Consider the following 13,188-nt stretch of genomic DNA (forward strand, 5'->3'; position numbering starts at 1 on the left):
CCCCTGTCGGGGCGCAGAGCGCTGCGCGGGTCAGGAGTAGACCGGGCCCGTGAACTTCTCGCCGGGGCCGGAGCCCGGGGCGTCGGGGATGAGGGAGGCCTCGCGGAAGGCCAGCTGCAGGGAGCGCAGGCCGTCGCGCAGCGGGGCGGCGTGGAAGTTGGAGATCTCGGGGGCCCCGGCGGTGACCAGGCCGGCCAGGGCGGTGATCAGCTTGCGGGCCTCGTCGAGGTCCTTGTCGGCCTCGCCGCCCTCGGCCAGCCCGCACTTGACGGCGGCGGCGCTCATCAGGTGGACGGCGACGGTGGTGATCACCTCGACGGCCGGGACCTCGGCGATGTCGCGGGTCAGGTCGTCGAAGCCGATCGCCTCGTCGGACGCCGCGGACTCGGGCGTGTGGTCGTGGTCGGGCTGGCTGGTCACGGTGTCACTCCGGGATGCTGGTGCGAAAGCGCAGTACAAAGGGAGCGTACAAGGCGGGCGGCGAGGGGTCGGAATACCGGTCGGCCCCCGAACGCTGGTATGCTTCGAGACTGACCGGCCAGGTAGTCCCTTCGGGGTGCCCGGCCAGCAAGTGGAGGCTCCACCTCAGGAGGCCCGAGAGGGCAACCGCGACAGTCTCCCACCTGATCGGCCGAAGGGCCGACGGGTACGGTCCGCGAAGGGCGCCCGTGAGGATTGCCCGTCGCCAGTGGTGTCCGCGAGGACATCCGGAACGTGTGGAGCCCCGCCTGTACCGTGCGGGGCTTTTTTCGTGCGTTCGGTGCCTCTGCCAGGCGGCAGGAGCAGCGGAGCATGAATGAAGCCCCGCCCAGTGGTCGAAACCACTACGTGCGACCGCCGTCCGACGGCCGCATCGAAGAAGGTGCAACCGAGGAGGCCCCATCAGCACCGAGCCCCGCATCAACGACCGGATTCGCGTCCCCGAGGTGCGACTCGTCGGTCCCAGCGGCGAGCAGGTCGGCATCGTCCCGCTCGCGAAGGCGCTGGAGCTTGCCCAGGAGTACGACCTGGACCTGGTCGAGGTGGCCGCGACGGCCCGCCCGCCGGTGTGCAAGCTCATGGACTACGGCAAGTTCAAGTACGAGTCGGCGATGAAGGCCCGTGAGGCGCGCAAGAACCAGGCGCACACGGTCATCAAGGAGATGAAGCTCCGGCCGAAGATCGACCCGCACGACTATGACACCAAGAAGGGTCACGTCGTTCGGTTCCTCAAGCAGGGCGACAAGGTCAAGATCACGATCATGTTCCGCGGTCGTGAGCAGTCCCGGCCCGAGCTGGGCTTCCGACTGCTGCAGCGGCTTGCGGACGACGTCCAGGAGCTGGGCTTCGTGGAGTCCGCTCCGAAGCAGGACGGCCGAAACATGATCATGGTTCTCGGCCCGCACAAGAAGAAGACCGAGGCGATGGCCGAGGCCCGCGCGCTCGCCGACGCCCGCAAGGCGGAGCGGCTGGGTCGCGGTCCGGCCGCCGACGGGGCGGACGAGGTCGATGAGGCCGAGTTCGTCGAGGACGAGGCCGTCGAGGCCGACGAGGTCGAGGCCGACGACGCCGAGACCACCGAGGTCGAGGCCGCCGAGGTCGAGCAGCCCGCCGACGCCGCCCAGGACGCCTGAGCCTTCGGGTTCAGATCCGGGCGGGATCGGCATCGGTTCCGGGGCACCCGCCCCGGAGACGAGATCCATCCAGTTCCGGCCCGTGCCGTACGGCGCGGGCCGTGAACGGACCGACGAGGAGAAACGGCGACATGCCGAAGCAGAAGACGCACAGCGGCGCCAGCAAGCGCTTCAAGATCACTGGCTCCGGGAAGGTGCTGCGCGAGCGTGCCGGCCGTCGCCACCTGCTTGAGCACAAGCCCTCGACGCTGACCCGCAAGCTGGCCGGCAACGCCGAGATGGCCCCCGGCGACGCCAAGAAGATCAAGAAGCTTCTCGGCAAGTGATCGCCCGCCCGCGGCTCGGCCGTGGGCACCAGCTGATCCTTTCCGACCGAATCGAATAACGGACCGGCGGCACGATCCGGGGTCCGGAACCAAGGAGTAATCAAGTGGCACGCGTCAAGCGGGCAGTCAACGCCCACAAGAAGCGCCGGGTCATCCTCGAGCGGGCCTCCGGCTACCGCGGTCAGCGCTCGCGCCTGTACCGCAAGGCCAAGGAGCAGGTCACCCACTCGCTGGTCTACAACTTCAACGACCGCAAGAAGCGCAAGGGCGACTTCCGTCAGCTGTGGATCCAGCGCATCAACGCCGCTGCCCGTGCCAACGGCATGACCTACAACCGCTTCGTGCAGGGCCTGAAGGCCGCCGGCGTCGAGATCGACCGCAAGATGCTCGCGGACCTCGCGGTCAACGACACCGTCGCGTTCGCCGCCCTGGTCGAGGTCGCCCAGAAGGCGCTGCCGGAGGACGTCAACGCCCCCAAGGTCGCCGCCTGATCGAGGCCCCTCGCCTTGAGCTGAGCTTCCCGGACCCGCAGGCCTCTCGTGCCTGCGGGTCCGTCGCGTATCGCGCGCCATCCGCCCCTTCATGACGAAGATCGTGAGCATGAGCACCGACATCCCCCTGCTGACCTCCCTGCGCTCCCCGCGCGTCGTCTTCGCCCGCCGGCTGGCCAAGCGCAACCAGCGGAGCAAGGAGCGGCGCTTCCTGGCCGAGGGCCCGCAGGCCGTGCGGGAGGCGGTGGCGTACGGGCGGCTGCCTGGCGGGGAGCACGCCGTGGTGGAGATCTACCTGACCCGGGAGGCCGCCGAGCGGCACGCGGAGATCGCCGGGGCGGCGCGGGCGGCCGGGCTGCCGGTGCTGACCGCCACCGAGGAGGTGATCGCGGACATCTGCGACACCGTCACCCCGCAGGGCATCGTGGCGCTGTGCCGGTTCATCGACACGCCGTTCGAGCAGGTGCTGCAGGCCCGGCCGAAGCTGGTCGCGGTGCTGGCGCACGTCCGCGACCCCGGGAACGCCGGCACCGTGCTGCGCACCGCGGACGCGGCCGGGGCTGACGCGGTGGTGCTGACCGACGCGTCGGTCGACCCGTACAACCCGAAGGCGGTGCGGGCGTCGGTGGGCAGTCTGTTCCACCTGCCGGTCGCCACCGGGGTGCCGATCGAGGAGGCGGTGGCGCGGCTGCGGGCGGCCGGGGTGCGGGTGCTGGCGGCGGACGGCGCGGGGGAGCGGGACCTGGACCAGGAGCTGGACGAGGGCTCGCTGGGCTCCGCGCACGCCTGGGTGTTCGGCAACGAGGCGTGGGGCCTGCCGGAGGAGACCCGGGCGCTGGCCGACGAGGTGGTACGGGTGCCCATCCACGGGCACGCGGAGAGCCTGAACCTCGCCACGGCCGCCGCCGTGTGCCTGTACGCCTCCGCGCGCGCCCAGCGCTCCCCCGGAGGGTGTCGCGCCGACGCCTGACCGCGCTAGGGTCGGGGCTCAAGGCCGACAAGGGGCGGGGGAGGACACCCATGGGCGGCGGGAGCTCGGCGACCCTGGAACCTGACGACCTGCCGGACGGGCTGGTGGTCGCGGACGCGCACGGGCGGGTGGTGGTGTTCAACCGCGCCGCCGAGCGGATCACCGGGCGGTCGGCGGCGGGTGCGCTCGGTCTGACGCTGGATCAGGCGCTGCCGCTGGAGGACCTGGACGGGCGGCGCTGGTGGCAGCTGACCGACCCGTACGGGGGCCTCGCGGTGCGCAGCGGGCAGCCGGAGCGGAACCTGCTGCTGCCCGGCGGGCGGGAGGTACTGGTCTGCGCCCGGTACGTGCGGGAGGACCCGGGCAGCCCGCCGGTGCGGGTGGTGGTGACGCTGCGCGGCACCGAGGCGCGGCGCCGGACGGAGCGCAGCCACGCGGAGCTGATCGCCACCGTCGCCCACGAGCTGCGCTCGCCGCTGACCAGCGTGAAGGGCTTCACGGCGACGCTGCTGGCGAAGTGGGAGCGGTTCAACGACGGCCAGAAGCGGGTGATGCTGGAGACCGTCGACGCGGACGCGGACCGGGTGACCCGGCTGATCGCCGAGCTGCTGGACATCTCCCGGATCGACGCCGGCCGGCTGGAGATCCGCCGGCAGCGGATCGACCTGGCGGCGGCGGTGCACCGGCACGTGGCGGGCAAGGTCGCGGCGGGCATCCCGGCCGACCGGTTCGACATCCGGGTGGCGGAGCCGCTGAACGAGCAGTGGGGCGACCCGGACAAGATCGACCAGGTGCTGGCGAACCTGCTGGAGAACGCGGTGCGGCACGGCGAGGGCACGGTCACCATCGAGGTCGCGACGGCCAAGGAAGTGGTGGAGGCGGCGGGCTGGGAGCCGGCCGGGACGCCGCCGCGGGTGCTGGAAGGCACTGCGGTGACCGTCAGCGACCAGGGCGGCGGCATCCCGGAGGACGCGATGCCGCGGGTGTTCACCAAGTTCTGGCGGGGGTCCAGGCGCGGCGGCACCGGCCTGGGCCTGTACATCGTCAAGGGTGTGGTCGAGGCGCACGGCGGGGTGATCCGGATCAGCCGGGCGCCCGGCGGGGGTGCCCGGTTCCGTTTCGTGCTGCCCGCCGGCATCCCGGACTTCATGCTCTGAGCACCGCACGGCCACGGTCACCCGCCGTATGCGGTAGCGCGCTGCGACTACACTCGACCTTTGGCGTTCTGGGACGCCCGGCGAGGCAGCAGACCTGATCACGAGCAGGAGCACGGGAACTATAGAGATGTCGGCACCCAACAAGTCGTACGACCCGGTCGAGGTCGAGGCCCTCAAGCCCGAGGTGGTGGAGCAGGCCCGGGACGAGGCGATCGCCGCGTTCGCCGCCGCCGCCGACCTCGAGGCGCTCAAGCAGGCGAAGGTCGCCCACACCGGCGACCGTTCCCCGCTCTCGCTCGCCAACCGCGAGATCGGTGCGCTGCCCCCGCAGGCGAAGGCCGCCGCCGGCAAGCTGATCGGCCAGGCCCGCGGCGCGGTCAACCAGGCCCTGGCCAAGCGCCAGGTCGAGCTGGAGGCCGAGCGCGACGCCCGGGTGCTGGTCGAGGAGGCGGTGGACGTCACGCTGCCCTACGGCCGCACCCCGCGCGGCGCCCGCCACCCGCTGACCACGCTGGCGGAGCGGATCGAGGACACCTTCATCGCCATGGGCTACCAGGTGGCCTCCGGCCCCGAGGTCGAGGCGGAGTGGCTGAACTTCGACGCCCTCAACCTGCACGCCGACCACCCGGCCCGCTCGATGCAGGACACCTTCTTCGTCGAGGGCCCCGACGGCACCGCCGACTCCGGCGTGGTGATGCGCACCCAGACCTCGCCGGTGCAGATCCGCACCATGCTGGACCGCCAGCCGCCGCTGTACGCGGTGAGCCCGGGCCGGGTGTACCGCACCGACGAGCTGGACGCCACCCACACACCCGTGTTCCGCCAGGTCGAGGGCCTCGCGGTGGACGAGGGCATCACCTTCGCCGACCTCAAGGGCACCATCGAGGTGCTGGTGGAGAAGCTGATCGGCGGCGGCCTGGAGCTGCGCTGGCGCCCCTCGTACTTCCCGTTCACCGAGCCGAGCGCGGAGATCGACCTCCAGTGCTTCGTCTGCCGCGGCGCGTCCGTCGGCAACCCGGACCGCCCGTGCCGGACCTGCTCCTCGGAGGGCTGGATCGAGCTCGGCGGCTGCGGCGTGGTCAACCCCCGCGTGCTGGTCGCCGCGGGCGTCGACCCGCAGCGCTACAGCGGGTTCGCGTTCGGCCTGGGCCTGGAGCGGATCCTGATGAACCGTCACAACGTCGCCGACATGCGCGACATGGTCGAGGGTGACGTGCGCTTCACCCTCCCGTTCGGGATGGAGATCTGATGCGCGTCCCGCTTTCCTGGCTGCGCGAGTACGTCGACCTGCCGGCGGGTGAGACCGGACGCGACGTCGCGGCCCGGCTGGTCCGCGCGGGTCTCGAGGTGGAGACCGTCGAGCAGCTCGGCACCGACATCAAGGGCCCGCTGGTGGTCGGCGAGGTGCTGTCGATCGAGGAGCTGAGCGGCTTCAAGAAGCCGATCCGGCACTGCTTCGTCAACGTCGGCGCCGCCAACGGCACCGGCGAGCCGCAGGAGATCGTCTGCGGCGCGACCAACTTCCAGGTCGGCGACAAGGTCGTGGTGATCCTGCCCGGCGGCGTGCTGCCCGGCCCGTTCCCGATCTCCGCCCGGCAGACCTACGGCCACACCTCGGCGGGCATGATCTGCTCGGCCCGCGAGCTCGGCATGGGCGACGACCACAACGGCATCATCGTGCTGCCGCCCGAGTTCGAGCCCGGCACCGACGCGATCGAGCTGCTCCAGCTGGCCGACGAGGTGCTCGACATCGCGGTCACCCCGGACCGCGGCTACTGCCTGTCGATGCGCGGCGTGGCCCGCGAGGCGGCCGCCGCGTACGGCCTGCCGCTGGCCGACCCGGCGCTGCTGGACGTCCCGCCGGCGAACGCGTACGGCTACCTGGTCAAGGTCGCCGACCCGGTGGGCTGCGACCGCTTCGTGGCGCGCACCGTCACCGGCGTCGACCCGGCCGCCAAGTCGCCGATCTGGCTGCAGCGCCGCCTGCAGAAGGCCGGCATCCGGCCGATCTCGCTGACCGTCGACATCACCAACTACGTGATGCTGGAGGTCGGCCAGCCGCTGCACGCCTACGACCGCGGCCGCGTCGACGGCCCGATCCAGGTCCGCCGCGCCACCGAGGGCGAGACCCTCACCACGCTGGACGGCGTCAAGCGCAAGCTGTCCGCCGAGGACCTGCTGATCTGCGACAACACCGGTCCGATCGGTCTGGCCGGCGTGATGGGCGGGGCCTCCACCGAGATCCTCGACCCGGTCGTCGACGCCGAGACCGGCGCCGTCACCGGCACCACCGAGGTGATCATCGAGGCGGCGCACTTCGAGCCGGTCGCGATCGCCCGCACCGCCAAGCGGCACAAGCTGCCCTCCGAGGCGTCCAAGCGCTTCGAGCGCGGCGTCGACCCGGAGGCCGCCCGCGCCGCCGCGCAGCGCGCCGTCGACCTGCTGGTGCTGATCGCCGGCGGCACCGCCGAGGCCGGGGTGACCGACATCGCCGCCCCGCACCCGGTGCGCACCATCACCATCGACGCCGACCTGCCCGACCGGGTGGCCGGCGCCGTGTACGGCCGCGAGACCGTCGCCCGCCGCCTGCAGGAGGTCGGCTGCACGGTCGCCGGCGCGGACGTCCTGGAGGTCACCCCGCCGTCCTGGCGCCCCGACCTCACCGACCCGTACGACCTCGCCGAGGAGGTCATCCGGCTGGAGGGCTACGACAACGTCCCCGCCCGGATGCCCACCGTCCCGCCGGGCCGCGGCCTGACCGAGGCGCAGCGCTTCCACCGCCGGGTCGGCGTGGCGCTGGCCGGCGCGGGCTACGTCGAGATCAACGCCTACCCGTTCGTCGGCGAGGCCGCGTTCGACGGGCTCGGCCTGGACGCGGACGACGCCCGCCGACGCACCGTCAAGCTGGTCAACCCGCTGAACGACGCCGAGCCGGCGCTGCGCACCACCCTGCTGCCGGGGCTGCTCGGCGCGCTGCGCCGCAACGTCGGCCGGGGCAACACCGACCTCGCGCTGTTCGAGACCGGGACGGTGTTCCTGCCGAAGGACGAGCACAAGGTCGCGCCGCGGCTGCCCGTCGACCGCCGCCCCAGCGAGGAGCAGCTCGCCGAGCTGAACGCCGCGCTGCCGCACCAGCCGCGCCGGGTCGCCGTCGCGCTGACCGGCGAGCGGATCCCCTCCGGCTGGTGGGGCAAGGGCGCGCCGGCCGGTTGGGCCGACGCCGTCGAGGCCGCCCGCACCGTCGCCGCGGCGGCGGGCGTGGAGCTGACGGTCCGCCAGGCGCAGTACGCGCCGTGGCACCCGGGCCGCTGCGCGGAGCTGCTGGTCGGCGACGAGGTGATCGGCCACGCCGGTGAGCTGCACCCGCGGGTGATCAAGGCGCTGCACCTGCCGGAGCGCACCAGCGCGATGGAGCTCGACCTCGACCTGCTCTTCGAGGACGGCCGCCGGGTCTCCGGCCCGCCGGTCTCCGCGTACCCCGTGGCGACGCAGGACGTGGCGCTGATCGTCGACGCGGCGGTGCACACCGCGGACGTGGAGGCGGCGCTGCGCGACGGTGCGGGCGAACTGCTGGAGTCGCTGCGGCTGTTCGACGTCTTCACGGGCGAGCAGGCGGGCGCGGGCAAGAAGTCGCTGGCGTACACGCTGCGCTTCCGCGCCACCGACCGGACGCTGACGGCGGACGAGGCGAGTGCGGCCCGCGAGGCCGCGGTGGCGGTGGCGGCCGAGCGTACGGGTGCGGTGCTGCGAGGCTGACGCGACGTCAGGCGATGCGCCTGGGGCCCCGGTGGACGGTTCTTCCGTCTGGCGGGGCCCTTTCGGTTTGGGGGTGGGCGCTACGGGGGTGGGGGAGTTGCTGGTGGGCGCGATCTGGCGGTGGGGGAGGGGTTGCTCGCGCAGTTCCTCGCGCCCCTGGCGGGGCGCGTCTTGGCGGGGCGTGGTCTCGCGGGGAGCGGTCTGGTGGGGCGTTACAGGGGGCGGTGCATGATGTGGAGGCCGACGTAGCCGTGGCGGGGGTGGTGGAAGCCTTCGGGGACGGTGCCGAGGATGGTGAAGCCGAGGGACTGGTAGAGGCGGATCGCGGGGGTGTTGGTGGCGACGACGGCGTTGAACTGGATGGCGCGGTAGCCGGCTTCGCGGGCCCAGTCGAGGGTGTGTTCGCAGAGGGCGCGGCCGATGCCGCGGCCGGCGTGGTCGGGGTCGACCATGAAGCTGGCGCTGGCGACGTGGTTGCCGTTGCCCCACTGGTTGTTGTTCATCTTGGCGGTGCCGACGAGGGTGCCGTCGTCGAGGGTGGCGACGACGGTGCGGTGGGGGGCGGGGAGCATCCACCAGTCGCGGGCGGTGTCGGCGGTGAGGTCGGCGGGGTAGGTGAAGGTCTCCCCGGCGGCGGTGATGCGGTGGAAGAACGGCCAGACGGCGGGCCAGTCGGCGGCGGTGGCGGTGCGGATCTGCATTCGGCCCAGGATGCCTGCGAACGGCCCGTGGGGCGAGCGATTTGCGTGGCGGCGGCGACCGCCGACGTATGTTGAGTACCTGACAGATCGGGCCAAGGGCCTTGCGGTGGCGGGGAACTGACGGTTCAATCCTGGTTAGGAAAGTTTCCTAACGCAAGCTTTCCCACCCCCACTCCCTGCGGGCACCCCCATGCCCGCAGCCCGGCAGACGGAGCGTCAGATGGGCAGCAAGCACCGTACCTCCCGCACCACCCGGGCCGCTCTCGCGGTCCTGATCGCCGCCCTCCCGGTCACGGTCGCCGGTGTCGGCGTCGCGAACGCCGCCCCGGTGAGCGCGGTGGCCGGCGTCGGCCTGGACGACGCGCACAAGAAGGAGATCGCCATGGAGCTGGTCTCCTCGGCCGAGAACTCCTCGCTGGACTGGAAGGCGCAGTACAAGTACATCGAGGACATCGGTGACGGCCGCGGCTACACCGCCGGCATCATCGGCTTCTGCTCCGGGACCGGCGACATGCTGGAACTGGTGCAGCACTACACGGACCTGAAGCCGGGCAACATCCTGGCCAAGTACCTGCCGGCCCTGAAGAAGGTGAACGGCTCCGCCTCGCACAGCGGCCTGGGCTCGGCGTTCACCAAGGACTGGGCGACCGCCGCGAAGGACACCGTCTTCCAGCAGGCGCAGAACGACGAGCGCGACCGGGTGTACTTCAACCCGGCGGTGCGCCAGGGCAAGTCGGACGGCCTGCGGGCGCTCGGCCAGTTCATCTACTACGACGCGATCGTGATGCACGGCCCGGGCACCGACTCGGACAGCTTCGGCGGCATCCGCGCGGCGGCGATGAAGAAGGCCAAGACCCCCGCCCAGGGTGGCGACGAGGCGACCTACCTGAAGGCGTTCATGGACGCCCGCAAGGTCGTCATGAAGAAGGAGGAGGCGCACGCGGACACCAGCCGCGTCGACACCGAGCAGCTGGTGTTCGTCAACGCCAAGAACTTCGACCTGAACCCGCCGCTGAAGTGGAAGGTCTACGGCGACCCGTACCAGATCAACAGCTAGTCACCCCCCCGGAACGTCCGGCCCGGTGCTCGCGGGTGACGCCGGGCCGGGCACGGACGCACTGCGGCCGCCTCCCACGACGCGTGGGGGCGGCCGCAGTGCGTTGACGGTCCGTCAGGCGGTGTAGTCGTAGAAGCCGCGGCCGGACTTGCGGCCGAGCAGGCCCGCGTCGACCATCCGGGACAGCAGCGGCGGGGCGGCGTACAGCTGCTCCTTGTACTCCTCGTACATCGAGTCGGCGATGGAGACGATGGTGTCCAGGCCGATCAGGTCGCACAGGCGCAGCGGACCCATCGGGTGGGCGCAGCCGGCCTCCATGCCCTTGTCGATGTCGGCGGCGGTGGCGACGCCCGTCTCGAACATCCGGACCGCGGAGAGCAGGTACGGGACCAGCAGGGCGTTGACCACGAAGCCGGCCCGGTCGCGGGCGCGGATCGGCTCCTTGCCGAGCACCTGGATCGCGAACTGCTCGGCCCGGGAGGTGGTCTCGGCGGAGGTGGTCAGGGTGGGGATCACCTCGACCAGCTTCTGCACCGGCGCCGGGTTGAAGAAGTGCAGGCCGATCACCTGCTCGGGGCGGGTGGTGGCGGCGGCCAGCTTCACGATCGGGATGGAGGAGGTGTTGGAGGCGAGCAGCGCGTCCCGGCGGGTGATCACCTGGTCCAGGGTCTCGAAGATCTTGACCTTGATGTCCTCGCGCTCGGCGACGGCCTCGACCACCAGGTCGCGGTCGTGGAAGTCGGAGAGCTCGGTGGTGAAGGACAGTCGGGACAGCGCCTCGTCGCGCTCCTCCTCGGACAGCTTGCCGCGCCTGACAGCGGTCTCCAGGGAGTTGGTCAGCCGGGTCCGGCCCAGCTCCAGCGCCTCGCCGCTGGCCTCGGAGACCAGCACCTCCAGCCCGGAACGGGCGAAGACCTCGGCGATGCCCGACCCCATGAGGCCGCAGCCGACTACTCCGACGCGCGCGATGTCACTCACTCAGTTGCCCTTCACGTGGTGCTGGGGGTGGCCCAGCCGGGTGTGTCGGCGAACCGTTCGGCCTGGTGCGGCCGAGCAGTCGCCCGGACGACGGTACTACTCCGCTTAACGCCCGTTCACGCCGCCTCGCTCCCGGCCGCGGCAGGTCGGCCACTGCGCCGAACGGGTGACGGTGCCCCGTACGCCGCGCGCGCTCCCCGTGCGCCCCCGGCCAGCGGACAGAATGCGAGGGTTCCGCCGAGGAGGGAGCACGCAGATGACGGGATCGCTGGCCGGGCAGGTGGGGCTGATCACGGGTGCGGGGCGCGGCATCGGCCGGGAGATCGCCATCGGACTGGCCGCCGAGGGGATGTCCGTCGGACTGGTCGGCCGCACCCACGACAGGCTGATCGACACCCTGAAGCAGTGCGTCCGGCACGGCGCCCGCGGCGTCGCCGTCACCGCCGACGTCACCCGCCCGGGCGCCGTCCGGGAGGCCGTCCGCGCCGTCGAACGCGACCTCGGCCCGGTCGACCTGCTGATCAACAACGCCGGGCAGGTCGACCGCGACGAGACCCCGATCTGGGAGACCGACCCCGCCCAGTGGTGGCAGGTGGTGGAGACCAACCTGCGCGGCCCGTACAACCTGCTGCGGCACGTGCTGCCCGGCATGGTCGAACGCCGCCGCGGCCGGGTGATCAACCTCAACAGCGGCTTCGCGCTGCGCCCCGACGGCAACTACACCGCGTACGCCACCTCCAAGGGCGCACTGCTGAAGCTCACCGACAACATCGCCGACTCGGTCGGCCGGCACGGCGTCGTGGTGCTCGACATCAGCCCCGGCGCGGTCGCCACCGACATGACCGCCGGCATGCCGATGTTCCGCGACATGAAGGCCTGGGGCTCCATCCCGTACATGGTCGCGGTCACCGTGGACGCCGCCCGCGGCCGGTTCGACGGGCTGCACGGGCGCTTCCTGCACGCCGGACGCGACAACCTGGAGACGCTGGTGGCCTCCGCCGCCGAGATCCGCGCCGCCGACGCCCGGACGCTGCGGCTGCGCCCGTACGGTCCGGACGACCCGATGGCGTGACGGGGCGTCGGCGCGGCGGTGGCGGCCCGTCAGGGCCGCAGCAGCGCGGCGAGCTCGGACTCGGGGAGGGTGCCGGGGGCGCGGCCCTCGCGGGCGAAGGCGCCGGCCAGCTGCTGCAGGGCCGCGTTCAACGGGGTCGGGACGCCGTGCAGGCGCCCGAGCAGGACCACCTCGCCGTTCAGGTAGTCCGCCTCGATGTCACCGGTGCCGCGCTTCAGGCTCTGCCAGGACGAGCCGCCGCCGCGCTCCTCGCCCGCCAGCGGCTGCAGGACGATCCGCTCCCCGCGCACCCGGCGCTGCTCCTCCGCGGACGTGTGGTCGATGCCCGCGGCGGCCAGCACCGCCCGGCCCTCGGCCTGCACCCGCTGCCACACGGCCTCGCGCAGCTCGCCGTCGATCGGCCCGGCCACCGCCTCCAGCGCGTTGCCGAGGTTGCCGAGCAGCTTGGCGTACTTCCACTCCATCACCCGCCCGCTGACCGGCGCGTCGAAGTACGAGTCGGCCAGGTCCGCCGCGATCCGCTCGGCGGTGGCGTCCCGCCCCTGCGGGTACCGGCCCACGTGCAGCACGCCGGAGCACGGGGTGCCCGCCGCGGAGACCCGGCCCGTCTCCAGGTGGGTGGACGGCAGCCACACGCACATCCCGTACACCCGGGCGAAGCGGCGCAGCGCCAGGCGCTCGTTGGCGACGCCGTTCTGCGCGCAGACCACCGGCAGCCGCTCGGCCGCGGTGCCGCCACCGGCCACCGGTCGGGGCGCCCACTGGTCCAGCAGGGCGGTGGTGTGCTGGGTCTTCACGGCGAGGACCAGCACGTCCTCGGGCGTCAGGTCGAGCTCGTCCGGCCCGCCGACCGCCGGGACGGGCAGCCGGTGCGCGCCGTCGGGCGTGGTCAGCCGCAGACCGTCCGCGCGCAGCGTGGCCAGGTGGGCGCCGCGGGCGACCAGGACGACGTCGCGGCCGCTCTGGTGGAGCCGTCCGCCGATGGTGCCGCCGACCGCGCCGGCGCCGAGGATCACATAGCGCATGGGGTGAGCATGGCATGCGGCCCGGTCGGCAGGTGACGGCGG

At 72.5% G+C, this 13,188-nt stretch carries 13 protein-coding genes; 9 read left to right on the forward strand and 4 right to left on the reverse strand.

What is annotated here, in order from left to right:
- Positions 1 to 30: 30 nt before the first annotated feature.
- Entirely contained in the window at positions 31 to 420 is a 390-nt protein-coding gene (locus AB0K51_RS13465; RefSeq protein WP_363453878.1) for a DUF1844 domain-containing protein, read from the reverse strand.
- A gap of 461 nt (positions 421 to 881) precedes the next feature.
- Here AB0K51_RS13465 and infC point away from each other — a divergent pair, with 461 nt between their 5' ends.
- From infC to pheT, 7 genes are all read left to right on the forward strand, one after another.
- The gene (gene infC, locus AB0K51_RS13470; protein WP_363454047.1) at positions 882 to 1,613 is read left to right on the forward strand and encodes a translation initiation factor IF-3; all 732 of its coding nucleotides are present in this window, start codon (positions 882 to 884) and stop codon (positions 1,611 to 1,613) included.
- A gap of 131 nt (positions 1,614 to 1,744) precedes the next feature.
- A complete protein-coding gene (gene rpmI, locus AB0K51_RS13475; RefSeq protein ID WP_030268653.1) occupies positions 1,745 to 1,939 on the forward strand; it encodes a 50S ribosomal protein L35 in 195 nt (64 codons plus the stop codon).
- A gap of 104 nt (positions 1,940 to 2,043) precedes the next feature.
- Positions 2,044 to 2,430, forward strand: coding sequence for a 50S ribosomal protein L20 (rplT, locus tag AB0K51_RS13480; protein WP_363453881.1), 387 nt, complete (start codon positions 2,044 to 2,046; stop codon positions 2,428 to 2,430).
- A gap of 109 nt (positions 2,431 to 2,539) precedes the next feature.
- Positions 2,540 to 3,400, forward strand: coding sequence for an RNA methyltransferase (locus AB0K51_RS13485; RefSeq protein ID WP_363454049.1), 861 nt, complete (start codon positions 2,540 to 2,542; stop codon positions 3,398 to 3,400).
- A 50-nt stretch (positions 3,401 to 3,450) separates the two neighbouring features.
- Positions 3,451 to 4,557 carry an ATP-binding protein gene (locus tag AB0K51_RS13490; RefSeq protein ID WP_363453883.1) on the forward strand — a complete coding sequence of 369 codons (1,107 nt, stop codon included), beginning with the start codon at positions 3,451 to 3,453 and terminating at the stop codon, positions 4,555 to 4,557.
- A gap of 127 nt (positions 4,558 to 4,684) precedes the next feature.
- On the forward strand, positions 4,685 to 5,806 hold the full coding sequence (pheS, locus tag AB0K51_RS13495; RefSeq protein ID WP_363453885.1) for a phenylalanine--tRNA ligase subunit alpha: 1,122 nt from the start codon (positions 4,685 to 4,687) through the stop codon (positions 5,804 to 5,806).
- Positions 5,806 to 8,313 (forward strand): phenylalanine--tRNA ligase subunit beta, encoded by a 2,508-nt coding sequence (pheT, locus tag AB0K51_RS13500; protein WP_363453887.1) that lies wholly within the window; start codon positions 5,806 to 5,808, stop codon positions 8,311 to 8,313. Before pheS ends, pheT begins: the two co-directional genes overlap by 1 nt.
- 212 nt (positions 8,314 to 8,525) lie before the next feature.
- Here the strand turns inward: pheT and AB0K51_RS13505 are convergent, their stop codons facing one another.
- Positions 8,526 to 9,014 carry a GNAT family N-acetyltransferase gene (locus AB0K51_RS13505; RefSeq protein ID WP_363453889.1) on the reverse strand — a complete coding sequence of 163 codons (489 nt, stop codon included), beginning with the start codon at positions 9,012 to 9,014 and terminating at the stop codon, positions 8,526 to 8,528.
- A 220-nt stretch (positions 9,015 to 9,234) separates the two neighbouring features.
- Here AB0K51_RS13505 and AB0K51_RS13510 point away from each other — a divergent pair, with 220 nt between their 5' ends.
- Positions 9,235 to 10,071: a chitosanase gene (locus tag AB0K51_RS13510; protein WP_363453891.1), complete on the forward strand. Its 837-nt coding sequence runs from the start codon at positions 9,235 to 9,237 to the stop codon at positions 10,069 to 10,071.
- 114 nt (positions 10,072 to 10,185) lie between these two features.
- On the opposite strand, the gene AB0K51_RS13515 is transcribed toward AB0K51_RS13510, so the two are convergent.
- A complete protein-coding gene (locus tag AB0K51_RS13515; RefSeq protein WP_363453893.1) occupies positions 10,186 to 11,049 on the reverse strand; it encodes a 3-hydroxybutyryl-CoA dehydrogenase in 864 nt (287 codons plus the stop codon).
- 256 nt (positions 11,050 to 11,305) lie between these two features.
- Between AB0K51_RS13515 and AB0K51_RS13520 the strand changes: the two genes are divergently transcribed.
- The gene (locus AB0K51_RS13520; RefSeq protein ID WP_363453895.1) at positions 11,306 to 12,121 is read left to right on the forward strand and encodes an SDR family oxidoreductase; all 816 of its coding nucleotides are present in this window, start codon (positions 11,306 to 11,308) and stop codon (positions 12,119 to 12,121) included.
- Between the two features lie 29 nt (positions 12,122 to 12,150).
- On the opposite strand, the gene AB0K51_RS13525 is transcribed toward AB0K51_RS13520, so the two are convergent.
- Positions 12,151 to 13,146 (reverse strand): 2-dehydropantoate 2-reductase N-terminal domain-containing protein, encoded by a 996-nt coding sequence (locus AB0K51_RS13525; RefSeq protein ID WP_363453897.1) that lies wholly within the window; start codon positions 13,144 to 13,146, stop codon positions 12,151 to 12,153.
- Positions 13,147 to 13,188: the final 42 nt, after the last annotated feature.

This window comes from Kitasatospora sp. NPDC049285, from assembly GCF_040678815.1.
Classification (GTDB): domain Bacteria; phylum Actinomycetota; class Actinomycetes; order Streptomycetales; family Streptomycetaceae; genus Kitasatospora.